The sequence below is a fragment of the Microbispora sp. NBRC 16548 genome (genome assembly GCF_030268985.1).
GTDB lineage: Bacteria > Actinomycetota > Actinomycetes > Streptosporangiales > Streptosporangiaceae > Microbispora > Microbispora catharanthi.
On sequence record NZ_BSSF01000002.1, the window covers coordinates 73,102 to 94,185 of the forward strand.

The window sequence follows — 21,084 nt, forward strand, 5'->3', positions numbered from 1 at the left end:
ACTGCCAGGGAAGGCCGGGCCCGGCGGGCCCGGCCTTCGGCTTTCCTGAGATCGGTCAGGGGTGGCGGACCCAGGCGCCGCGCTTCATCACGCCGCCGACGCGCAGGTCGTCGTCGAGCACCACGAGATCGGCGTACTTGCCGACCGTGATCGAGCCGATCTCGCCGTCCAGTCCGAGGACGCGGGCAGGGGTGAGCGAGGCCATCAGCGCGGCGTCCACCAGTGAGCGCCCGACCTCCCGTACGGTTCGGCGGAAGGCCACGTCCATCGTGAGCGTGCTGCCGGCGATCGAGCCTCCTCCGGGGGTGTCGGAGGCGAGGCGGGCCACCCCGTCCACGACGTCGACGCTCATCGGGCCGAGCGGGTAACGCCCGTCGCCCATGCCCGCCGCCGCCATCGCGTCGGTGATCAGCGCCGTACGGCCCGCGCCCGCGGCGTGCATGGCCAGGCGCAGCATCGCCGGGTGGACGTGGACGCCGTCGTTGATCAGCTCGACGGTCACCCGCTCGTCCTGGAGCAGGGCGGCGATCGGTCCGGGTGCGCGGTGGCCGAGCGGCGGCATCGCGTTGTAGAGGTGGGTGGCCACCGTCGCGCCGGCGTCGATCCCCTCGATCGTCTGCTCGTAGGTCGCGTCGCTGTGGCCGAGCGCGGCGACGACGCCCTCGGCGGCGGCGTCCCTGATCACGTCGAGCGCGTTCGGCAGCTCGGGCGCGATCGTCAGCATCCGGACGTTGCCCCGCCCGGCCTTGACCAGCGCCCGGAACTCCGCCACGTCGGGCTCGCGCAGCAGCGTGGGCTCGTGCGCGCCGCAGCGCGACCTGGCGATGTAGGGCCCCTCGAAGTGGATGCCGGCGAGCAGGCCCTGCTCGCACAGGTCGGCGAGCACCGAGGCGGCCCGCGCGAGCGTGTCGGGCGCGGCGGTGACCAGGCTGGCCACGAGGGTGGTCGAGCCCCGGCTCAGATGAAGGGCCGCAGCCGCGGCGGCGGTCTCCGGATCGCCGTCGGGGAAGCTCCCGCCGGCGCCGCCGTGGCTGTGGATATCGACGAAGCCGGGGACGACGGTGCGCCCGCCCAGGCCGAGCCCGTCGCGCGGGGCCTGCCCGCGCCCGATGTGGGTGATCCTGCCGTCCTCGATGGTGAGCCAGCCGTCGTGGACGCCGTCGGGAGTGACGACGCGGGCATCGGAGAGAGTCACGCTCATGCCGCCATCCTCCCGCGTCCGGCGCGTGTCCGCCGCTCCGGGTCCGGCGGCTCCCGCCGTACGCGGGTGTGCGCCGATGGGACGGTCATCGCAGCAGAAAGCGCCCATTGGATCGATAAGTCCTCAATGGACGTGAATAACGGTCGAAAAGCTATAGCACCCTCATGAGGAGAACCGGAAAGAGCACGTCACGCACCCAGGGGGACGGCATGTCGCGGCACTCCCGCGCACGTCAAGGGGCATCGATCGGGGAAACCCGGATCATTCCCCCGAGAAACCCTGTACATGACAGGTAAGTCAGAGGTAAGAACTAACGGTGGTTAATCCGCGTGCGAACTATGGGGTGGACGCCCCCGGCGTGCTGGCCGGACTGACCCTGGGCGGCATCGCCGAGCTGGCACTCGCCGCCGTGCTCTTCGGGATCGGCTGGCCGATCCCGGCCGTCGTGCTCCTCGTGGGCGGGATCGTGCTGGTCGTGGGCGCGGCGCTGTTCGCGCACACCACCCTTCGCGGCAAGTTCGAGGTCTGGGACGCCGAACTCGACCGGCTCGGGTTGAAGGGGGGCGAGCAGGTCCTCGACCTGGGCTGCGGCCGCGGCCTGGTGCTGCTCAAGGCCGCGGCGCGGCTGTCGTCCGGCAGGGCCACCGGCATCGACCTGTGGTCGGCCAAGGACCAGTCGGGCAACAGCCAGGACGCCACCATGGCCAACGCGCGTGCGGAGGGGGTCGCCGACAGGGTCGACCTGGTCACCGGCGACATGCGCGACCTCCCGTTCGACGACGCCACGTTCGACCTGGTCGTCTCCAGCCTCGCGATCCACAACATCCCCCAGGAGGAGGGCCGCGCGGAGGCGGTGCGCGAGGCCTTCCGCGTGCTCAAACCGGGCGGCCTGCTGCGGATCGCCGACTTCCGCAACGCCCGCCGATACGCCGAGGTGCTCACGGAGTGCGGCGCCGCCGACGTCGAGGTCTACGACCTCGGCTGGAGGTTCTGGTACGGCGGGCCGCACGCCCGTACGTCGATGGTCGCCTGCAGGCGTCCCTGAGATCAGGGGCCGGCAGGCGACAGCCCGTCCAGCCAGCCGCGTACGGCGGCGAAGAAGTCCCCGGTGTTGCGGTGCAGGTTGAGCGCGTGCCCTGCCCCGGCGAGCACGAAGGTCTCCAGCCGGGCCTCGGCCGGATAGAACCAGCTCTCCCAGGTCTTGACGGCGGCGGCGTCGGTGCACTGCAGGTATGGCCCGTTGCAGAACAGGTCGTCGTGCTGCCCCACCGCGACGAGGACCGGGACGCGGACGGCGCCGGAGATCGCGGGATCGCCTGCCTCCGCGAGCGTCGCCTGCTCGCCGCTCGTCATCGTCGCCTTGGTCAGCTCCAGGACCGCGGGCATCGCCGGCGAGGCGTCCGCCGTGTCGAGGAACAGCCCGGCCCTGCTGCCCTGCTGGGTCGTCAGATATCCCGACGGCGGACGCCTCGGCCCGAGGACCGGGTCGTCCGCGGCGGGCACGATGGCCTGGTTGAGCGCGTCCAGCTTGGGCCCGACCGAGTGGACGAAGCCGCTCGCCACCACCGCGTCGAGGTCGCCGTGCCGGGCCGCGTCGGTCACCAGGACGCTGGAGCCGAACGAGTGGCCCACGCCTACCACCCGGCCGTAGGCGTGGCCGTCGACCTTCCCCGCCCGCAGCAGGCCCACCACCTCGTGAATCGCCTCGACCTCCGTGCTCAGCGTGACGTCCTGCGCGGGCGGGCGGTCGCTGAGGCCGCTGCCCGGCCGGTCGAGGGCGAGCACGGCGTATCCGGCGTCGGTCATGTAGCGGACGTACGGGGGGGTGTGCGCGTCGGCCGGGGTGAGCCAGTACGCCTGGTCGAAGGTGGCGCCGGCGAGCAGCAGTTGCAGGGCGGCCGGGGCCTGTCCGGACGGGCGGCACAGCGTCCCCCGGAGCGTCGTCTTCTGGGCGGCCAGGGTGACCGGCACGGACACCAGACGGCATCCGGCGGCCGAGGCCGCGGCGGGCCGCGCGGGCAGGCCGGTGAGGAGCAGCAGCACCGCCCCTGCCAGCAGGGCGCGCACGATCACGTTCTTGGTCATCACAACCCCTAGAGGCTCGGGAGCACCTTGTCCAGGAACCGTTCGAGACTCGCCACGGCGACCTGCCCGGGCACGGCGCCGAAGTCCATCTGCCACAGGAACCCGTCGACGCCCAGCACCTCGGCGATCTCCTCGACGCGCTCGGCGACGGTGGCGGGGGCGCCGACGACGGCGCTGCCCATGGTCCGGAACGTCGCGGGGTCGAGCGCCCGGATGGCCCGGCTCATGCCCGTGTAGCCGGTGTAGTCGGCCGACGCGGCCGACAACCAGGACTCGGTGGCCGACGCCCATACATCGAGGTAGGCCCGCAGCAGCGGGTCGGCGGTCCGCCACGCCTCCTCGTCGCTGTCACCGACGTACAGGGGGAGGCTCGCCACCACCTGGGGGGAGCCCGGGTGCCCCGCCTCGGCGTACGCCTCGCGGTAGACGGCGATGTGATCGCTCATCTCGGCGAGCGGCGTGAGCGCGGGAGTGACGAGCAGGTTGTGGCCGCTCTCGCCGATCCAGGCGAAGCTGGAGCGGGAGCGCACCGCCGCGACCCACACCGGCGGGTGGGGGCGTTGCACCGGCCGGGGCAGGATCGTCACGTTCTCGAACCGGAAGAACGGCGTGTCCACGCTGACCCGTTCCTCGGTCCACAGCCGCAGCACGGTCTCCACCGTCGCGGTGAAGCGCTCCCTGCTGCCGTCCATCGGCACCTGGAACACCTCGAACTCCTGGGGCAGGTAGGCGCGGGCGAAGCCGACGTCGAGCCGTCCCCCGCTGATCGCGTCGACCATCGCCGCCTCGGAGGCGAGCCGTACGGGGTGGTGGAAGACCGGCAGCACGCAGCCGGTCATCAGCCGGATCCGCGTGGTGGCCGCGGCCACCGCGGACAGGAACGCCAGCGGGCTCGGGCAGTAGCCGCCGTAGGCGCCGAGGTAGTGCTCGGTCATCTTCACGTGGCTCATGCCGCCCTGGTCGGCGAGGCGGCTCAGCAGCAGCACGTCGCGGAAGTAGTCGTCGGGCGCCTTGGTCGCGGGCGCGCAGTCGGGCAGCAGGGACAGGCCGTGGAACATGTGCGGTCCTTTCTCCAAGTCAGGTCACGGCGATCGGTCAGGCCACGGCGAACAGGAAGAAGGTGACGTGCGCCACCACGAGGGGGATCAGCACCGGGAAGTGCCAGAACAGGACGCTGTGCGTGACGCCCATCACGATCGCGCCGACCACCGGGAACATCGCGGCGCGCCAGGAGGACATCAGGAAGACCTGCATGACGGTGAAGAGCAGGCAGGAGATCCCGATCGCGAGGACCGGCCCGGCCTCGCGCAGCCACGACAGCACCAGCCCGCGGAAGACGACCTCCTCGCTGCCGACCTGCGTGGCGGTGAGCGCCAGCGCGAGGGGGAGGGAGACCACCTCCATCGTCTTGAGGTGGTGCCTGATCCAGCCGCCGCGCGACAGGCCGAGCCACTGCCGCATGCGCTCCCCGCTCTCCACCGCGCCGTCCATGGTGCCACCGGCGGTCGCGGGCGCGGTCCGCGCGCCCCTCATCTCGCCCCGCGCCCCGCTTCGCGCCCCGCCCCGCGCCCCGCCCGCCACGGAACCGACGCGGCGCCGGCCCGCCGCCTGCACGCCCTCGATGAGCACGCGGCACAGCAGCGACCCGAGCGCCACCTCTCCGACGCCGATCGCCGCGCCGAGCGCGATGAGGCCGGGCCGGTCGAAGCCGGCGGCGAACCGGGTGAGGTCGATCCCGGTGACGAGGACGAGGACGGCGACGACGAGCACGTGGCTCGCGCCGGCCGCCGCCAGTTCGAGGACGCTGCCACGCTCGCTGGCGTCCCAGCGGCGGCCGAACGGCAGCAGGTGGGCGGCCCGGCGGCACAGCGCGAACAGCGCGCTCTTGGCGTACTTGTAGTACAGGACGACGAACACCGTCAGAACGAGCGCCTTCAGCGGCCAGGGCAGGTCGTTCATGCGGGCGCCCCCCACATGCCCCGGGCCGGGGTCCGCCGTGCCACCGGCTCGCTTCGCCGGTAGCGCCAGACCCACACGTTGAACACGACGTGGGCGACGACCGCCGCCAGCACGTTGCCGGTGAGCAGCGTCGCCGCGCACGCCGCCGCCGCGAGCGGGGTCTTGGCGAGCACCTGAACCCAGCCGAAGAAGACGTGGGAGCAGGCGAACACCGCCGCGGCCAGGACCAGCGCGCCGGCCTCGAGCCGTACGTCGGGGAGCAGCAGGGCGAGCCGGGTCAGCAGGCCGCGGAAGACCAGTTCCTCCCCGACGGCCACGGCGACCAGCAGTTCGAGCCGGACCCGCAGGTCGCCGCCCGTCGGCGCGTAGTCGTTGCGGGCGCGCACCAGGCCGGTGCGGCGGCGCTCGGACACCCGGGTCCCCGACGCGGCGAACCCCGCCGGGCGCGCCGCCGTCATCCGCTGCGGCGCCGGCCGGGCCGGAGCGGAGCGTGCCGTACGCCAGGCCGCGGTGATCGCCAGGTCGACCCGGACGATCAGCAGGCCGAGCACCGCCCCGAGCACGGCGCCCGCCGGCAGCCCCCACCATCCGGCCGGGTGCCCGGGCACCGGCAGCAGCGCCGAGCCGGGGCCGAGCAGCATCGCCCCCGCGGCCACCAGCGCGCCCATGAGCAGCACATGCACGCCGAGGAGCGGCAGCCGCCGTACCCATGCCCACCGGGTGTGCAGGTGGGCCGCGAGCGTCAGGCACGACAGGGACAGCAGGGCCAGCGCGGTCAGCGCATACGCCCTGGTGTCGGTGAGAGGGGCGTCAGGGATAGGGGTGGGGGTCATGGCGGCGGAATCCTCCGTACGCGGCGAACCGCGCGTGCGCCGCGGGCGGGGCGCTGGGCAGCGGCAGGGTCACGAGGTCGGGGCACCAGAAGCGGGCGACGACGAACCCGAGGTCGGCGACGTCCACGGTGGTGAAGTCGGCCGCGTAGAGGCGCTTGCCGGTGGCGTGGAAGGCCCGCACGAGGTCGCGCGCACGGGCCCCGGCCGGCCGTTCGTCGTCGGGCGGCAGGTCGTCGGCCGACGCGTCGTCGCAGTCGCCGAACCTCTCCTCGACCACCCGCGCCCCCTCGGGGGTGGCGGCGAGGGAGACGTTGGATTCGAGGTCGAAGATGTCCTCCCGCACGGCGGAGCCCTGCTCGAACCGCTGCTGCAGCGCGGACCAGACCGCCAGGCCCCGGACACCCGCCGCCTCGAGCAGCGCCCGGTACATGGCCCGTTCGAGCACGCCGTCGATGCCGAGACCGACGGCCACGGCGGGCAGGCGGCCGTCCGCGCTGCGGATCAGGCAGGCGACGGTGAACCCGGGCAGGTCGGCGCTGGGGAGCAGGTGGAACTCCGGCTGGTCGCCCCGCACGTCGAAGGAGCCGCCGATGACCCGTTGCAGCGCTGCGGTCCTGGCCCCCGGCCGGACCCGCGTCGACCGGCTGCCGCCGTACCAGTGGCTGAGCGCCGCGTCGATCTGCACCATCTCCTCAAGAGCGTTGAGCGCGGCGCGGTCGGGGTCGGTGTGCGCGGCGGTGCCGGTGGACACCGCGGGCGCGAGCCAGGGCTCGCCCCTCGTGTCCTGGACGACGTAGCCGACGAGCAGCAACTGGGCCGGGACCCAGCAGTCGCGGCCGTCGTCCAGCCGGGTGGCCCGCACCCAGCCGAGCACGTCGCCGTCCCGCCGGGGCCGGAACGGGAATCCGGGACGGCCGTACTGCTCCACGCCGTACGGCTCGGCGGGACCGGCGTCCCAGTGCTCTCCTGCCGCGGTCAGCTCCTCGGCCGTCGCGTAGCGGATCGGGAACCGCCCGCTCACCGGGGCGATGTAGCCGCCGTACCGCTCCACCACCTCGCCGAGCGTCCTGATGTGCGACTCGAAGGGGCGCAGGCCGTAGCCGCCGATGTGGTAGGCGCCGAGCTTCGGCGCGGGCAGGCCGCGCAGCACGTGCACGCCGGTGAGCTCGCCTCCCGCCACCATCAGCCGCGGGCCGCCCCGCTGCCGCTGCAGGAAGCCCATGGACGGCATCAGGCCGCACAGCGGGGAGTGCATCCGGGCCCGCAGCCGCGCGGTGAACTGGTCGGGGGCCTCCACGACACGCGGGGCCATCACGTCACGCGGCGCCATCACGTCACGCGGGGCCATCGCGTCAGGCGGGGCCGTCACCGATGGGGTCGTCACGTCAGGCATCGATCCACCGCCGCACGTCGAAGTACAGCTCGGTCGCCTCCCGCTCGGGCACCGGCCCGCAGGCCCGGCAGCCGGGCAGCCGCAGCACCTCGGAGTACGCGATCTCCATCGTCGGCACGTAGATGCCCAGGACCTTGCCGAGCGTGGTGGTGGTCCCGGTCAGCGCCAGGTTGAGCGCCTCCAGCCCGACGTGCCCGGCGACCAGAGCGCGCAGCGCGTCGAGGGTGGGCGGCTCGCCGGCCCGTATCGACCGCCGGACGAGGGCGTCCTTGTACCGCTGGTAGGCGGCCGACTCCCGCAGGTTCATCAGCACCCGGGTCTCGAAGCAGGCGAAGCAGGCCGAGGCCGGCGGGGAGAACGCGGGGCCGATCAGCAGCATCGGGCCGTCGACGGCCGCCTGGATCCACGGCGTGCGCAGCGCCAGCGCGATCCGGTTGAGCACGCTGAGGCGCAGCGGGTGCGGCTCCTCGGCGACGTGGACCAGCACCTTGCCGCGCCACGGCTCGAACCGCTCGGTGAACCGCTCGAAGGTCAGCCCGTCCTCCAGCGCGACCGGATCGGCCTCCAGCAGGGCGCGGTGCAGCGGGTCGTCCTCGCCCGCCACCTCCACGCCGCCCGGCAGGCTGCCGTCCAGCACCCGGGCCGTCGCCGCCGCAAGCGCGTAGCCACCCAGGACGACCACCGGCGGGACGGGAGCCTCCGTGGTGTAGGCGCCGGTGCTCTCCAGATAGCTGTCCAGCGCGGTCTCCGGCGCCCGTGCGATCACGCCGAGCTGGTCGAGATGGTCCACGAGGGCCTCGACCTCGGCCCGGGTCACCCCGTTGGCCTTCGCCACGTCGGCCCTGCTGGCGGTGCCGTCGAGGCCGCGGAGCAGGCCGTACAGCCGGCCGGTCCTGGCATGGTCGGTCAGGGTGTAGGAGCGCACGTTCCAGACGCCGTGGCGCAGTTCGACGGTGTCGGCGTCGTGGGCCACGATGCTGAAGGACGGTTTGATCCTGACGTTCTTGCTCTGGTGCATCGGCGGTGTCATTCGGGGACATTCCTCTCTCAGGGTCCGTGCCGTCAGCCCAGCAACGCGGCCGTCCGGGGGAGCTCGGGCGACCCGTGCCCCCCGCCCGCCGCGATCCCCGCGAACTGCAGGTCGATGAAGGCGTCCGCGATCTGGTCGCGGCGCAGCCGCACGCCGTCGGCGTCGGAGCGCACCTCGGCCACCCGTTCCAGGAAGCCGAGCAGGTGACGGCAGGGCCCGAGCGCCAGTACCTCGTCCAGATCGGTTCCCGTGCGCTCCCGCCACAGGTCGCGCGAGGCGCCCTCGAAGGTGGTCAGCGACTGGTAGAGCAGCCGGGCCGCGATGGCAGGCGAGGCGGCGGGGTAGCGCTCGTCGAAGTGCAGCGGGTCCCGGTTGTAGGCGGACAGGAAGCCGCGCCGGTGCGCGAGGTACTCCCCGCCGATCAGCGAGGTGGCGCCGGAGCCGAAGCCGGCCCAGTCCATGCGAAGCTGGAAGTAGGCCAGGTCGCTGAGGCAGCGCCGGTGACCGAAGTGACTCATCGCGTACTCGGGGAACCCGGCGTCCACGAGCAGCGCGGCGGCCCGCCCGTAGGCCGCCTTCTGCTCGGAACGCAGGATCTCCGTGGTGCCCCGGGTCACCTGCCGGCGCAGCACCGTGCCGTGCGCGGGCCGGTACGGGTAGAGGGCGACGTGGGTGACCGGCAGGTCGAGGGCGGCCCGTACGGAGTCGGCGGCCTCCTCCACGCTCTCGCCCGGCAGCCCGCAGATCAGGTCGATCGAGCGGTCGTCGAAGCCCGCCTCGGCCGCCAGTTCGACGGCGCGCCGCGCCTGGGCCGCGTCGTGGCTGCGGCCCAGTGTGCGCAGCCGCCGTTCGTCGAAGGACTGGACACCGCTGCTCCAGCGCCGGAAGCCCACGTCGCGGAACGCCGCCAGCTTCTCCGGGGTGAGGCTCTCCGGACTGCACTCGATGGTCGCCTCGTCCATCCCGCCGGACAGGTCGAACACCTCGTGCAGCGCGGCCCCGATCCGCGCGATCTCGTGCTCGGCCAGGATGCTCGCCGTGCCGCCGCCCCAGTACATGATGGCGGGGCGGTAGCCGCGGCCGGTCAGGTCCGCCCCGCGTTCCCTGATCTCCCGGCAGATCGCGTCGATGTACGCCCGCCTGGGCGTGTCGGCGGGGCGCAGCAGCAGCTCGGCGGTGGGGATCTCGGTGACCCAGTCGCAGAAGTGGCACTTCGAGCTGCAGAACGGGATGTGCACGTAGATCAGCAGCGGCCGGGCGTCGCTCATCCCGGCCATCCGACGAAGATCGTGTGCGCGACGAAGGACAGCACGCCGTCCAGCCCGAGCGCCTCGTTGGTCAGGTCGTCGACGTAGCTGGAGCAGTCGGTGGTGCCCAGGCCGAACCCGGTCGCGGTGAGGTGCATGTTCTGCGCGATGCCGCCGCACTCGTGCAGGACGAAGCGCATGCCCCGCGGGCCGTACTTGCGCATGGACCGCCAGGGCCGGGCGACGAGGAGGACGACCGCGGCCGCGCTCTCGACGGAGATGATCCCGCCGGGAATCGCGAACGAGTCGCGCAGCCGGTCCGCGGTCGCCCGGTCCCCGGTGCGGACGAGCACGTCCTCGACCGGGCTGTAGCGATAGGTGCCGACGGGCAGCTCCGGCACGTCGAGCGCGGCGAGGTGGATCTCCACGGGATAGAGGCCGCCGCCGCTCGGCACCGCGCGGAACCGATAGGTGGCGGTGCCGCCGCGCATCAGCTCGCCGTCGGCCTCCCCGGTGATCCCGCCGCCGAACCGGATCATCGTGCCGAGCTCGGCGAGGGCCACGGGGTCACCGGTGTACCTGCGCACGCTCCGCCGCCGGGCGACGGCCTCGTCCAGCGCGATCGGCACCTCCAGCGGTGCGGGCAGCTCGACGACGTCCGCCTCGGGCGCCGACTCGTGGTCGATCACCGACAGCGCGGTCGCCATCACGTCCCCGAAGTAGTCCGCGCCCGAGAGCTGGGCCTCCCGGTCCCAGGGCGCGAACCGGCTGGCGACGATGAAGTCCTCGGCGGGCCGGGGGAAGCGCGCCTCGCCGAGGTTGTCGTAGCGGGCCTGGTGCGTGCGCAGGCCGACCGTCTGCAGGTCCGGGCTGAGCAGCCGGTAGGCGCTGACCCCTGCGCTCGCCTCGGCCAGTTGGGGATCGGTGTGCTCCACGCTCACTCCTGGAAGATCTCGCTGGGCGGGGGGACCTTCCGGTTCAGGGCGATCGACTGGTCGACGAGCTGCTCGGCGGTGACCGGAGTGGCGTACTCGCCCAGCCGGAAGGTCGCGTGCGCCCACTCGCTGAACTCCACGAGCCCGAACCTGTTGCCGTCGGCGTCGGTCACGCTGGCGCCCCGCCCCATGGAGTCGCCGGCGTCCCCCCGGTAGAACGGGCTGTCCCGGAACTGCTCCTGGAACTCCGGCTTGATCTGCTTGGGCAGCGGCAGGTCGTACGGGCCCGCCGTCACCTCGCCGCCGGCCTCCGCGATGGTCTTGAGCACGGCGTCGAGGTCGGCCACGTGGAAATAGACCGTTATCGCCTCGCCGGGAAACCTGCGCTTGTCGACCGTGAGCAGGATGCCGTCGCTGGACACCGGGGCGTGATAGGAGATCTCGTACGAGAGGGATCGTGCGAGCGGCATTCCGAGCAGCGCCTGGTAGAACTCCACACCGCGCGCCACGTCGTCCACCGGAACGTTGATGAGAACGGGCTTGGGAATGGCGGAAACGTCTATTTCCCGCTTTGCTTCCATGGCTGTCACCGCGTTTTCCTCGGGATTTCTCCGTGAATTCTCCGTGAATTTCGGGAGGGCGGGGCCCGGGGCGTGAGCCGCCGGGCCCCGCTTGTCGCTACGGACGCGCGATCGTGCCGCAGGAGCTGGACGTGCAGCCAGCGCAGCAGGACGAGGCGCCCGGGACGACGACGCCGAACCCGGCGCCGGTCAAACCGGCGCCGAGCGGCTGAGCGGTCATGCTCCGGTGGTCGACCGTGGCGGTGCTCTCGAGCTTCATGCCGTAGTTCACCCCCTCTCGGCATGACGGAGACCCGGGAGATCGAAGACGCGGATTCATGCGAGCCCGGGCGCCGCGCTCCGATCCAGCAAAAGGTCCTTTTCTCCGGATCGGACTCACCGATCATCACACGCGAGAATGCGGTGTCAATGATGAGAATCCGCGCGGGACGATGGTGACAAAACTCACCAGAAAACAGTGCGGAAAAAGTTCTCCCGGAATACGCGCCGGCGTCGTAGCGTGCGTCAGTGGACTTCGCCCCGACGAACCCGTTTTCGGGAGGCCGCGACAGCGATGACGCCTGAAACCCGGCACGTGAGCATCAGGGACGTGACCTTCAGCTACGGAGCGGTGCGGGCGCTGGCCGGCGTGACCCTGGGGATATCCGCCGGAGAGGTCGTCGCGCTGCTGGGACCGAACGGTGCGGGCAAGAGCACGCTCACCCACGTCATGCTGGGGCTGCTGACCCCGGGGACCGGCCGGGCCGACCTGTTCGGCATGCGCCCGCAGGACGCCGTCGCGCGCGGGCTGGTGGGGGCGATGCTGCAGGACACCGGGTTGATGCGCCATGTGACCGTCCGCGAGGTCGTCGGCCTCGTCGCGGCGCAGTACGGCAGGGCCGCTCTGACCGGGGAGATCCTGCGCGAGGCCGGGCTGGCGGACCTGGGGACGCGCCGGGTGAGCAGGCTCTCCGGCGGTCAGCGTCAGCGGGTCAAGTTCGCCCTGGCCATCGCCGGAGACCCGCGGCTGCTCTTCCTCGACGAGCCCACCGCCGCGCTCGACGTGGCGGCCCGCCACGCGTTCTGGGAGGACATCCTGGAACGGGCCGGGCGCGGCCGGACGATCGTCTTCGCCACGCACTACATGGAGGAGGCGGAGGCGTACGCGAACCGGATCGTCGTGCTGCAGGGCGGGCAGATCGTGGCCGACGGCCCGGCCAGGCAGATCATGTCCCGGGTGAGCGACGTCACCCTGCGGTTCACCGATCCGGAGGCGCGGGAGGAGGAGCTCGCCCGGCTGCCGGGGGTGCTGCGGGTGAAGGGCGACCCGGGGGACCGCTGGGAGCTGGTCACCTCCGACCAGGACGCCACACTCGACGCCCTGTACGGCGCCTCACGGCGAGGGGTGCGGGATCTGGAGATCATCCGGGGCTCCCTCGAGGACGTCCTCATGGCCCTGGCGAAGGAGACGGGACTGCCATGACCCACTACATCAGGCTCGACGTGGTCAGCATGGTCCGCAGCGGCTACTTCCTGGTCTTCTCCGTGCTGTTCTCGGCCGGCTTCTACGTCATGTTCACGAAGCTCTTCACCGTGTCGGGCTGGACCTCCGCACCGGGGTTCGCGGCGACCTACATGATCGCCCTGGCGGTCTCCGGCGCGTTCTACGCCGCGCTGACCGGCGGCGGAATCCGGCTGGGCGAGGAACGCGGCAGCGGGTGGGCCCGTCAGCTCACGCTCACCCCGCTGTCCCCACGGCGGTACGTGCTGGGCAAGCTCGTGGGCGCCTGGTTGCTCGTGCTTCCCGCCCTCGCGGCGATCTTCATCCTGGGCGCCCTGCTCAACCAGGTGCGGATGCCGCCGGACCGCTGGGCGCTGGTGCTCGCCGCCTCCTGGGGCGGCAGCGTCTGCTTCGCGGTGTTCGGGGTGGCGATCGGGCTGCTGGTCGCCGGAGAGGCGACCCAGTTCGCCTGCCTCGGCGTCTTCTTCCCGATGGCGATCCTGGGCGGGCTGTGGTTCCCCACGTCGGCGTTCCCGCAGACGGTCAGGCAGGTCAGCGACTACCTGCCCACCAGTGCGCTCTATCACCTGGCGATCACCGCGGAGCGGGGATCCGGAGAGGTTGCCACGCCGCTGCTGGTGCTGGCCTGCTGGACCGCGCTGGCGCTCGTGGTGGCCCTGGCCCGGCTGCGCCCCGAGGCCCTCAGCCCTGCCGGCTGACTCAGAGCCAGTCGTTGGCGGCGGCGATGCGTACGGCCTCGTGGCGGTTGCGCGCGCCGGTCTTGTGGATGGCCCGGGTGATGTAGTTCCGCACGGTGCCGGTGCTGAGGCGCATGGCCCTCGCGATGTCGGCGACCGTGAGGACGTCCTGGGCGTGGCGGAGCACCGCGACCTCCTGCGGAGTGAGCGGGCACGGTTTGGCCAGGGCGATGCGGGCGGCGAGGCGGTCGTCGATGACGAGCTCGCCGACCGCCACCCGCCTGATAGCGGCGACCAGCCGGGCGGTGGAGGTGTCCTTGACGAGGTAGCCGCAGGCGCCCGCGGCGAGCGCGGCGCGCAGGGCGCCCGGCTCGCGGAACGCCGAGAGGATCAGGCACCTGGTGGCGGGAGAGCGTCTGCGCAGCCCCGCGACCACCTCCACGCCGTTCGGGACGTCCTCCTGGCCGGCCGCGCCGTCCGACGGCAGGTGCAGGTCGACCAGCGCGATGTGCGGGCGCGTCTCGGCGGCCAGCGTCAGCGCCTCCTCGACCCCGCCCGCCGCGCCGACCACCCGCAATCCCGCGTACGCCGAGAGCAGGAGCCCCAGGGCCTCCCTGACGAGGTCCTGGTCCTCGGCGATCAGCACGTCCAGTGGCGGTTCAGTCATGCGGGCGTCCCCCTTCGACGAATCTCGCTGTCACGCGTACGCCGCCCTCCCTGGACCGCGAGACGACCAGTTCCGCACCGGCCTGCTCCAGCCGTTCCCGCAGTCCGGTGAGGCCCGCGCCCGGCACCAGGGGCTCCTTCGGCCGTCCGTCGTCCTCGACCGTCAGCCGGCCGGCGCCGAAGATCACCCGGCACGTCCGGGCGCCGCTGTGCTTGGCGACGTTGGTGACGGCTTCGCGCAGGAACCAGGCGAACGGCGCCCTCTGGTGCGCCCTCACCGGACGGCCGAAGACGGCGAGGTCGATCCCCGCCCAGCCCAGGAGCTCCCTGGCCTCCTCCAGCTCCGTCACGATGTCCGGGGAGCGCATCTCCTCGACCACCGCCAGAGTGTTGTTCAGAGCGGTGCGCGCCAGCGCCGCGATGCGGCGCAGCTCCTCGCCCGTCGAGGTCTCGGGGTCGTGCTGCGCCGCGACCTCGGCCCGCATGATGAGGGCGACCAGGTCGCGGCCGACCAGATCGTGCAGGTCCCGGGACAGCCTGCGGCGCTCGCGCTCGCCGGCCAGCCGCTCGGACGCCTTCTGGGTCTCCCAGCGGGTGATGGCGAACTCGATGACCTGGTGGATGCCGCTCAACGTCACGGCGAAGACCGCGAGCTGGGTCACCAGGATGGCGAGCCGCATCGGGGCGAGCCCCCGCAGGAGCCCGGCGCACACCATGACGAGAACGAAGCCGCCGGCGGACACCAGCCCGAGCCAGGGGCCCTGAGTGATGACGAGGCAGGTGAGGACATAGAACGGCAGATAATAAATCCAGCTCTCCGGCAGAACCGCCAGGAGGGCGAGTCCGCTGACGACCACGCCCAATAGCGCCCAGGGCGTGTGGAGCCGTTCCGAACGCGGTATCGAGCGGCACACCACCCGGGTGTAGGAAGCCATGAAGACGGCGAGCCCGCACCCCGCGACCGCGCACTTCCACGGCCCGGGCCGGTCCCGCAGAAATTCGGGCGGCAACGTGAGCACGAGCAACAGAAATGCGATCGTGAACAGGCGTATGCCCCGGTAGAGGGCAGCCGAGGGCGCGGCGCCGGTTCGGGAGCGCTCCGCCGCCGTACGCCGGTCGCCGTCTCGCTCACGATGCCCGGTGGAGAAAGCCACCGGATTTCCCTGGAATTTCTTCCCGCGTTCACGTGGCTCCGACCTCGACAACACCCGCCACCACCCGTCACGCGTCGCCACTGCTTGGTGAAGGCGATTCGGCACTTCTCGCCGAGCGCTATTACCGCTTTCGCCGCGCGCGCTGACCCGGACCCCGCGACACGAGTTGATTACATGTCGGAAAGCGTGTCAACCGGCCGTTTTCGCGCAATCACCCGCGTGCCGGACCCACCTGCTGTGATCACACACCGTCCCGGTGCGGGCACGCACCGTGTGGCGGCGCGCGCCTCGCCGCCGTACGGCGAGGGGCTGCCCCGGAGTGTTCACCGACTATTACGGAGATCCTTGGGAAAGGCGACGGAAAAGATGGATTCGCGGGTAACTACTCACGGGTAGATTTACTCGGAAGAGGCGAAAGCGGTACAGAAGGAGCCATATGACGGCGAGGATGGGGACGGCGAAACTCGGCCCGGAAGAACGTACCGCCGCCCTGGCGCGGATGGAGGCGCAGGAACTCGACGTGGTCGTGATCGGCGGCGGCGTGGTCGGCGCCGGCGTCGCGCTCGACGCCGCGACCCGCGGGCTCTCGGTGGGCCTGGTCGAGGCGCGCGACTTCGCCTCCGGCACGTCGTCCCGGTCGTCCAAGCTGATCCACGGCGGGCTGCGTTATCTGGAGCAGCTCAACTTCGACCTCGTCAGGGAGGCCCTGCGGGAGCGGTCGCTGCTGCTCAAGCGGATCGCGCCGCACCTGGTCAGGCCGGTGCCGTTCCTGTTCCCGCTCACGCACGCGGGCTGGGAGCGGCCGTACATCGGGGCGGGGCTCGCGCTCTACGACACGCTCGGGCTGTCCTTCGGCCTCGCCCGGGGCGTGCCGGGGCACCGCCACCTGACCCGCCGCCAGGCGCTGCGGGTCGTCCCCTCGCTGCGCAGGTCGGCCTTCACCGGCGCCGTGCAGTACTGGGACGCCCAGGTCGACGACGCCCGCTTCGTGATGACCACGCTGCGCACCGCCGCGACGTACGGCGCGCACGTCGCCTCCCGGGTGCAGGCGGTCGGCTTCCTGCGCGAGGGGGAGCGGGTCACCGGGGTGCGCGTGTGCGACCTGGAGACCGGCGCCGAGCTGGACGTGCGGGCCCGCCAGGTCGTCAACGCGACCGGCGTGTGGACCGACGACATCCAGCAGCTCGTCGGCGGCCGGGGGCAGATCCACGTGCGGGCGTCAAAGGGCATCCACCTCGTGGTGCCGCGCGACCGCATCCACTCGCTCAGCGGGCTCATCATGCGCACCGAGAAGTCGGTGCTGTTCGTCATCCCCTGGGGTCGGCACTGGATCATCGGGACCACCGACACCCGCTGGAACCTCGACAAGGCCCACCCCGCGGCCTCGCGGGCGGACATCGACTACCTGCTCGACCGGGTCAACTCGGTGCTCTCGGTGCCGCTGACCAGGGACGACGTCGAGGGCGTGTACGCCGGGCTGCGGCCGCTGCTGGCCGGGGAGTCAGAGGAGACCTCCAAACTCTCGCGCGAGCACGTCGTCACCCACCCCGTGCCGGGGCTGGTCATGGTGGCCGGCGGGAAGTTCACGACGTATCGGGTCATGGCGGCCGACGCCGTGGACGCGGTCGCGCACGGCCTCGACCAGCGCGTGCCGCCGTCCTGCACCGACCAGGTGCCGCTCGCCGGCGCGGAGGGCTACCAGGCCCTGTGGAACTCCCGCCACCGCATGGCGCGCTCCTCCGGGCTGCACGTGGCGAGGATCGAGCACCTGCTGGAGCGGTACGGCTCGCTGATCGACGAGGTGCTGGCGCTCATCGAGAAGGACCCCTCGCTCGGCCGGCCTCTCGACGGCGCGGACGACTACCTGCGCGCGGAGATCGTGTACGCGGCGACGCACGAGGGCGCCGGGCACCTCAACGACACGCTGACGCGGCGCACCCGCATCTCGATCGAGACCTTCCACCGGGGCACTGCGGTCGCCCAGGAGGCCGCCGAGCTCATGGCCGGCCCGCTCGGCTGGGACGCCGATCAGGTCAAGCGCGAGGTCGAGTACTACACCAAGCGGGTCGAGGCGGAGCGGGCCTCCCAGGAGCAGGACACCGACCAGGAGGCCGACGCCATCCGCCTCGGCGCGCCGGAGATCGTCCCCGTCGCGCCCCCGCGTGACCTCGCGAAGGCGCCGGGGAACATCAGCTGAAAGGGATCCACGCACGGTCGGCCAGCGTGGAGGCGTCGCTGACCTTGAGGCCGGTGTCGGAGACGGTCCACAGGTCGTCGCCGATGACGAGGGAACGGCGGATGCCCTGGTCGGCGGGGGCGAAGTCGCTCTTCGCCGACGGCCGCGGGTGGGTCACGACGCCCAGCTTGGTGATCTCGCGGTCGCCGACGCGCAGCGCGAGCGCCGCGCTGCCCGCGATCCCGCCCTCGGCCCAGTTCTGGAGCGGGAGCACGGCCAGCCCGGTGGCGGGCCAGTAGAGGAAGGCGTGCGGGTCCCACTCGGCCTCCGAGCCGGACTCCTTCTGGTGGAACCGCGACAGCACCGCGGGCGCGGCGGGGTCGCCGACGTCGAACAGCGAGATCTGCGTGCCGAGCGCGCGGCCCGCCTCGCTCGCCTCCTGGCCGATGCCGATGAGCCGCCCCTCGCCCGCCGGGTGGAGATAGGCGGAGAAACCGGTGATCTTCAGCTCGCCGGTGACCTTCGGCGCGGCCGGATCCCGCAGGTCCAGCGTGTAAAGGGGGTCGGTCTGGCGGAACGTCACCACGTAGCCGAGGCCGTCCATGAACCGCACCGAGTAGATCCGTTCGCCCTTGCCGAGGCCCGTGACCGAGCCGGTCTGGGCGAGCGTGCCGGCGTCGAGCACATAGACGCCGCTCTCACTCGTGCCCGGGCTCGCGTCGAACACCTCGGCGCCGCTGGTCGTCGCCACCCGCAGGTGACCGTCGTACTCCGACAGGGAGTACTGGTTCAGCAGCCGTCCCGGCACAGAGCCCGACGTGACGTAGCGCGGGGCGCCGGGGGCGGAGACGTCGAAGCGGTGCACCTCCGTGCGCTCGGGCGGCACCGCCGGGGTGGCCGTGGGCGCGGCGGCCGACGAGTCGGGCACCGGCACCACGTCGATCGGGCGAGCCGCCCACCAGCGGGGATTGCTGGTGACGTAGAGGCTGCCCGCCGTTCCGTACACGGTGTCGCCGTCGGCCGCGACCGCGATCGGCGTGAGCGAGCCGAACGGCGTGGCGGCGGCCAGGTCGATCGTGTGGATCGTCAGCATCGAGGTGCCGGTGAACTGGTCGGGGTGGCTGACCTGGTCGCAGCCGACCCGCTCGGTGCGGCTCGCGCCGCCGGACTCGACGTCGTACGACGGCAGCCACGCGTCGGCGGGGGCGGACAGCACGGCCTTACGGTTGCCTTCGAGCAGCTCCTTCTCCGATTCGTCCTGCTTCGGCGTCGGGAAGGCGATCTCCGGCTGGGACCGGACGACGAGCCGCACCGTGGAGCCGACCTGCCGGGCGTCGATGTGCTGCCCGTGCACGGTCATCGCGCCGAGGACGCGCGGCTCGCCGGACAGGTCCACGAGCACGTACCTCGGGCCGCTCGGACCCGGCAGGCGCTTGGCCATCGCCCCGAACGGGACGATCCCGCCGCCCTGGAACAGCACGAGCGCGCGGTCGCCGTGGACCAGCAGGTCGGCCTGAGCCCACGACTGGTCCTCGGCGACGAGCCGCAGCGTCCCGGTGACCTTCCGGGTCTTCGCGTCCACGACGCGGAGCACGCCCCTGGTGACCGTGATCACCCGGTCGCCGTCGGTCTTGACCAGGTCGGGCTCGTCCACGCCCGCCTCGTGCGTGTTCGTGGTCGAGTACGACTGCTGCTCGGGCGTCGCCTGCTTGGCTGTGGCGACGTCGGAGCGGGCCGCGTAGAGCATGGCGTCCCCGAAGCCCCATGGGGTCACGTTCCGCGCGGCCGCCTGCCGCAGCCCCTCCGTCATCTCGTCGCAGCCGGCGTAGGCGACGAGCCGCACCTTGCCAGTCAGATCGGTGCCGGTCAGGTCCGTGTGAGGGGGCGGGAAGTCCTGTGCCGTACGGCCACCCGCGCAGCCCGTGGCCCCCGTGGCCAGCAGCGCGGCGAGAATGCCCGCCGTACGAATCGATGTCCTCATGCCCCCAAGACGGATCACCTCCCGTCCCGGTTCGACGGCCGCGGCCGATTGGGGCTCCGGCATTACTTACCGGTAGCCACGAGCGGGGCTCCGGAATATTCTTCCGCCATGGGTGCCATGAATCGGACGCTCGACGCGGCCATGGTCGACCGGATCCTCACGCACGTCTCCTCCGAGGGCAAGACGAGGGAGATCGTCGCGCCGTTCACCGGCGAGGTCCTGGCCGAGGTCCCGATCTCCACCCCCGCGGACGTCCGCGCGGCGTACGCCAGGGCGAGGGCGGCGCAGGAGGCCTGGGCGGCGCTGCCGGTCCGGGAACGGATCACGCCCTTCCTGCGGCTCCACGACGCGATGCTCGACCGCCGCCAGGAGCTGCTCGACATCGTGCAGTGGGAGACCGGCAAGGCGCGGCGCCACGCGTACGAGGAAGTGGCGGACGTGGCGGGCTGCACGCTGTACTACGCGCGGCGGGCGCCCGTGCTGCTGGAGCCGCAGCGCAGGCAGGGCATCTTCCCGATCGCCACCCGTACGGCCGAGCTGCGCCACCCCAAGGGCGTGGTCGCGGTGATCAGCCCATGGAACTACCCGCTGGCCCTCGGCGTCACCGACGTGGTCCCCGCGCTGATCGCGGGCAACGCGGTCGTGCACAAGCCGGACACCCAGACCCCGCTGTCCACGCTGTGGACGATCGACCTGCTGGCCGAGCTGGGCATGCCGCGCGACATCTGGCAGGTCGTGCTCGGCGATCCGGAGGACGTCGGCGACCCGCTGATCGACGGCGCCGACTACGTCGCGTTCACCGGCTCGACGCGCGGCGGGCGCAAAATCGCCGAGGAGGCGGCCAAGCGGCTCATCGGCTGCTCCCTCGAGCTCGGCGGCAAGAACCCGATGATCGTGCTCGACGACGCCGACCTCGACGTGGCCGCCCAGGGCGCGATCCGGGCCTGCTTCACCAACGCGGGCCAGCTGTGCATCTCGATCGAGCGCCTCTACGTGCACGAGGCGATCGCCGGCGCCTTCCGCGACAAGTTCGTCCGGGCGGTGGAGAACATGAGGATCGGCCCCGGTCTCGACTGGGACGTGCAGATGGGCTCGCTCACGTCCCAGAGGCAGCTCGACGGGGTCTCTGCGCACGTAGAGGACGCCGTCGCCAAGGGCGCCACGGTGCTGACGGGCGGTAGGGCCCGCCCCGACCTCGGCCCGTTCTTCTACGAGCCGACCGTCCTCGACGGCGTCGGCGAGGACATGGCCGTCTGCAGGGACGAGACGTTCGGGCCGGTCGTGTCGCTCTACCGCTTCAGAGACGAGGACGAGGCGGTCCACGCGGCCAACGACACCGCGTACGGGCTGAACGCCTCGATCTGGACCAGGGACGTCGCGCGGGGCCGCCGCCTCGCCGCCCTGGTCAAGGCGGGCACCGTCAACATCAACGAGGGGTACGGCTCGGCGTACGCCTCCTACGACGCTCCGATGGGCGGGATGAAGTCGTCCGGGCTCGGCCGCCGCCACGGGACCGAGGGCCTGCTGAAGTACACGGAGGTCCAGACGGTGGCCAGCCAGGCCACGTGGCTGGGCTTCGAGCCGATCCTCGGCATGACCTACGACAAGTACGCCGACACGCTCGCGGGGCTGCTCAAGACGATGAAGCGGCTGCACCTCAAGTAA

Annotated in this window: 19 protein-coding genes; 5 read left to right on the forward strand and 14 right to left on the reverse strand. The window is 72.1% G+C overall.

What is annotated here, in order from left to right:
- Positions 1 to 55 precede the first annotated feature (55 nt).
- Positions 56 to 1,201, reverse strand: a complete 1,146-nt coding sequence (gene nagA / locus QSK36_RS04840) for an N-acetylglucosamine-6-phosphate deacetylase (protein ID WP_285781476.1) — start codon at positions 1,199 to 1,201, stop codon at positions 56 to 58.
- Positions 1,202 to 1,517: 316 nt separating this feature from the next.
- On the opposite strand from nagA, the gene QSK36_RS04845 reads away from it, so the two are divergent.
- A complete protein-coding gene (locus QSK36_RS04845; protein ID WP_285781477.1) occupies positions 1,518 to 2,246 on the forward strand; it encodes a class I SAM-dependent methyltransferase in 729 nt (242 codons plus the stop codon).
- 2 nt (positions 2,247 to 2,248) lie between these two features.
- Here QSK36_RS04845 and QSK36_RS04850 read toward each other — a convergent pair whose 3' ends face one another.
- The 10 genes from QSK36_RS04850 to QSK36_RS04895 all read right to left on the reverse strand — a co-directional run bounded on the left by QSK36_RS04850 (position 2,249) and on the right by QSK36_RS04895 (position 11,523).
- Complete coding sequence (locus QSK36_RS04850; protein ID WP_285781478.1) at positions 2,249 to 3,286, reverse strand: alpha/beta hydrolase; 1,038 nt, start codon at positions 3,284 to 3,286, stop codon at positions 2,249 to 2,251.
- An 8-nt stretch (positions 3,287 to 3,294) separates the two neighbouring features.
- Positions 3,295 to 4,344 carry an LLM class flavin-dependent oxidoreductase gene (locus QSK36_RS04855; protein ID WP_139573612.1) on the reverse strand — a complete coding sequence of 350 codons (1,050 nt, stop codon included), beginning with the start codon at positions 4,342 to 4,344 and terminating at the stop codon, positions 3,295 to 3,297.
- A 37-nt stretch (positions 4,345 to 4,381) separates the two neighbouring features.
- Positions 4,382 to 5,245 (reverse strand): CPBP family intramembrane glutamic endopeptidase, encoded by an 864-nt coding sequence (locus QSK36_RS04860; RefSeq protein WP_285781479.1) that lies wholly within the window; start codon positions 5,243 to 5,245, stop codon positions 4,382 to 4,384.
- Positions 5,242 to 6,078, reverse strand: coding sequence for a CPBP family glutamic-type intramembrane protease (locus QSK36_RS04865; RefSeq protein ID WP_285781480.1), 837 nt, complete (start codon positions 6,076 to 6,078; stop codon positions 5,242 to 5,244). The genes QSK36_RS04860 and QSK36_RS04865 overlap by 4 nt, the downstream gene beginning before the upstream one ends.
- Positions 6,056 to 7,471, reverse strand: a complete 1,416-nt coding sequence (locus QSK36_RS04870; protein WP_285781481.1) for a YcaO-like family protein — start codon at positions 7,469 to 7,471, stop codon at positions 6,056 to 6,058. The genes QSK36_RS04865 and QSK36_RS04870 overlap by 23 nt, the downstream gene beginning before the upstream one ends.
- Positions 7,464 to 8,501, reverse strand: a complete 1,038-nt coding sequence (locus QSK36_RS04875; RefSeq protein ID WP_285781482.1) for a TOMM precursor leader peptide-binding protein — start codon at positions 8,499 to 8,501, stop codon at positions 7,464 to 7,466. Before QSK36_RS04875 ends, QSK36_RS04870 begins: the two co-directional genes overlap by 8 nt.
- Before the next feature lie 32 nt (positions 8,502 to 8,533).
- Positions 8,534 to 9,769, reverse strand: coding sequence for a coproporphyrinogen-III oxidase family protein (locus QSK36_RS04880; RefSeq protein WP_285781483.1), 1,236 nt, complete (start codon positions 9,767 to 9,769; stop codon positions 8,534 to 8,536).
- The gene (locus QSK36_RS04885) at positions 9,766 to 10,683 is read right to left on the reverse strand and encodes a SagB/ThcOx family dehydrogenase (RefSeq protein WP_139573606.1); all 918 of its coding nucleotides are present in this window, start codon (positions 10,681 to 10,683) and stop codon (positions 9,766 to 9,768) included. Before QSK36_RS04885 ends, QSK36_RS04880 begins: the two co-directional genes overlap by 4 nt.
- A 2-nt stretch (positions 10,684 to 10,685) precedes the next feature.
- The gene (locus QSK36_RS04890) at positions 10,686 to 11,201 is read right to left on the reverse strand and encodes a VOC family protein (protein ID WP_183534337.1); all 516 of its coding nucleotides are present in this window, start codon (positions 11,199 to 11,201) and stop codon (positions 10,686 to 10,688) included.
- A gap of 160 nt (positions 11,202 to 11,361) precedes the next feature.
- Positions 11,362 to 11,523 (reverse strand): hypothetical protein, encoded by a 162-nt coding sequence (locus QSK36_RS04895; RefSeq protein ID WP_157099475.1) that lies wholly within the window; start codon positions 11,521 to 11,523, stop codon positions 11,362 to 11,364.
- Between the two features lie 330 nt (positions 11,524 to 11,853).
- Here QSK36_RS04895 and QSK36_RS04900 point away from each other — a divergent pair, with 330 nt between their 5' ends.
- Positions 11,854 to 12,726, forward strand: a complete 873-nt coding sequence (locus QSK36_RS04900; RefSeq protein WP_285781484.1) for an ABC transporter ATP-binding protein — start codon at positions 11,854 to 11,856, stop codon at positions 12,724 to 12,726.
- Positions 12,723 to 13,463 (forward strand): ABC transporter permease, encoded by a 741-nt coding sequence (locus QSK36_RS04905; protein WP_139573603.1) that lies wholly within the window; start codon positions 12,723 to 12,725, stop codon positions 13,461 to 13,463. Before QSK36_RS04900 ends, QSK36_RS04905 begins: the two co-directional genes overlap by 4 nt.
- Before the next feature lies 1 nt (position 13,464).
- Here QSK36_RS04905 and QSK36_RS04910 read toward each other — a convergent pair whose 3' ends face one another.
- Both QSK36_RS04910 and QSK36_RS04915 read right to left on the reverse strand, forming a co-directional pair.
- Entirely contained in the window at positions 13,465 to 14,109 is a 645-nt protein-coding gene (locus QSK36_RS04910; protein ID WP_183534341.1) for a response regulator transcription factor, read from the reverse strand.
- Positions 14,102 to 15,262 (reverse strand): sensor histidine kinase, encoded by a 1,161-nt coding sequence (locus QSK36_RS04915; RefSeq protein ID WP_285781485.1) that lies wholly within the window; start codon positions 15,260 to 15,262, stop codon positions 14,102 to 14,104. The genes QSK36_RS04910 and QSK36_RS04915 overlap by 8 nt, the downstream gene beginning before the upstream one ends.
- Positions 15,263 to 15,698: 436 nt before the next feature.
- Here QSK36_RS04915 and QSK36_RS04920 point away from each other — a divergent pair, with 436 nt between their 5' ends.
- Positions 15,699 to 17,459, forward strand: coding sequence for a glycerol-3-phosphate dehydrogenase/oxidase (locus QSK36_RS04920; protein WP_285781486.1), 1,761 nt, complete (start codon positions 15,699 to 15,701; stop codon positions 17,457 to 17,459).
- Here QSK36_RS04920 and QSK36_RS04925 read toward each other — a convergent pair.
- Positions 17,452 to 19,419 (reverse strand): beta-propeller domain-containing protein, encoded by a 1,968-nt coding sequence (locus QSK36_RS04925; protein ID WP_285781487.1) that lies wholly within the window; start codon positions 19,417 to 19,419, stop codon positions 17,452 to 17,454. The two genes, QSK36_RS04920 and QSK36_RS04925, sit on opposite strands and share 8 nt — an antisense overlap.
- Positions 19,420 to 19,527: 108 nt before the next feature.
- On the opposite strand from QSK36_RS04925, the gene QSK36_RS04930 reads away from it, so the two are divergent.
- Positions 19,528 to 21,084, forward strand: coding sequence for a succinic semialdehyde dehydrogenase (locus tag QSK36_RS04930; RefSeq protein WP_285781488.1), 1,557 nt, complete (start codon positions 19,528 to 19,530; stop codon positions 21,082 to 21,084).

Coding starts and splice junctions, on each gene's coding strand:
- nagA (WP_285781476.1), bottom strand. CDS start 1,201: ATGAGCGTGACTCTCTCCGATGCCCGCGTCGTCACTCCCGACGGCGTC.
- QSK36_RS04850 (WP_285781478.1), bottom strand. CDS start 3,286: ATGACCAAGAACGTGATCGTGCGCGCCCTGCTGGCAGGGGCGGTGCTG.
- QSK36_RS04855 (WP_139573612.1), bottom strand. CDS start 4,344: ATGTTCCACGGCCTGTCCCTGCTGCCCGACTGCGCGCCCGCGACCAAG.
- QSK36_RS04860 (WP_285781479.1), bottom strand. CDS start 5,245: ATGAACGACCTGCCCTGGCCGCTGAAGGCGCTCGTTCTGACGGTGTTC.
- QSK36_RS04865 (WP_285781480.1), bottom strand. CDS start 6,078: ATGACCCCCACCCCTATCCCTGACGCCCCTCTCACCGACACCAGGGCG.
- QSK36_RS04870 (WP_285781481.1), bottom strand. CDS start 7,471: ATGCCTGACGTGACGACCCCATCGGTGACGGCCCCGCCTGACGCGATG.
- QSK36_RS04875 (WP_285781482.1), bottom strand. CDS start 8,501: ATGACACCGCCGATGCACCAGAGCAAGAACGTCAGGATCAAACCGTCC.
- QSK36_RS04880 (WP_285781483.1), bottom strand. CDS start 9,769: ATGAGCGACGCCCGGCCGCTGCTGATCTACGTGCACATCCCGTTCTGC.
- QSK36_RS04895 (WP_157099475.1), bottom strand. CDS start 11,523: ATGAAGCTCGAGAGCACCGCCACGGTCGACCACCGGAGCATGACCGCT.
- QSK36_RS04905 (WP_139573603.1), top strand. CDS start 12,723: ATGACCCACTACATCAGGCTCGACGTGGTCAGCATGGTCCGCAGCGGC.
- QSK36_RS04910 (WP_183534341.1), bottom strand. CDS start 14,109: ATGACTGAACCGCCACTGGACGTGCTGATCGCCGAGGACCAGGACCTC.
- QSK36_RS04920 (WP_285781486.1), top strand. CDS start 15,699: ATGACGGCGAGGATGGGGACGGCGAAACTCGGCCCGGAAGAACGTACC.
- QSK36_RS04925 (WP_285781487.1), bottom strand. CDS start 19,419: ATGAGGACATCGATTCGTACGGCGGGCATTCTCGCCGCGCTGCTGGCC.
- QSK36_RS04930 (WP_285781488.1), top strand. CDS start 19,528: ATGGGTGCCATGAATCGGACGCTCGACGCGGCCATGGTCGACCGGATC.